General features: G+C 55.6%; 1 protein-coding gene. It reads right to left on the bottom strand.

From position 1 onward, the window contains the following. A partial coding sequence (locus OGY71_RS00265) for an Ig-like domain-containing protein (protein ID WP_286612609.1) occupies positions 1–540 on the bottom strand: 540 nt, incomplete at both ends.

The following is a 540-nucleotide window of genomic DNA, read 5'->3' as shown; positions in this document are numbered from 1 at the left end:
GTCGCGACCTTATCAATATGTACGCTGTTTTCTGCGAAGTTATCGAGATGTACATCGTGGCTGCTGGTGGCAATCGCCAGATTGCCCGCCGCATCGTGGGAAGTGACGCTGACATGTACCGTTGCCTCTTTCAGCACATGGCCGACGTTGTCAGAGAACGCCGAAGAATCCACCTCAATGCGGTAACCAAGGGTATTTTTGCCGGTATCAATCACCTGACCGTGATACTGATGGCCGTTGATCTCAATCAGCACCGGGTCGCCCGCTTTTGCATCTTCCCCGCGAACGTTCCCGGTAATCGTCTGCTTAGCTGCCGACAGCTCGTTGAAGTTCAGGGTGTTATCGGCGGTGACGTCATGAATATTGACGGTGTTATGCGCTTTGGTATCCAGCACCACGATACGGTGCGCCAGCGCGGTCACTTCGTTACCCGCCGCATCATGGCTGACCAGCGCTACCACCACCGCATTTTTACCTTCCTTCAGCGTGCCGACCGGCACCGCCACTTCGTAGCGCAGTTCGCCGTTATCATCGACCACC

This window comes from Citrobacter sp. Cpo109 (assembly GCF_030332565.1).
GTDB lineage: Bacteria > Pseudomonadota > Gammaproteobacteria > Enterobacterales > Enterobacteriaceae > Citrobacter > Citrobacter portucalensis.
Note: the sequence above shows the minus strand (reverse complement) of the source record. Positions and strands in the feature narration are given on the sequence as shown.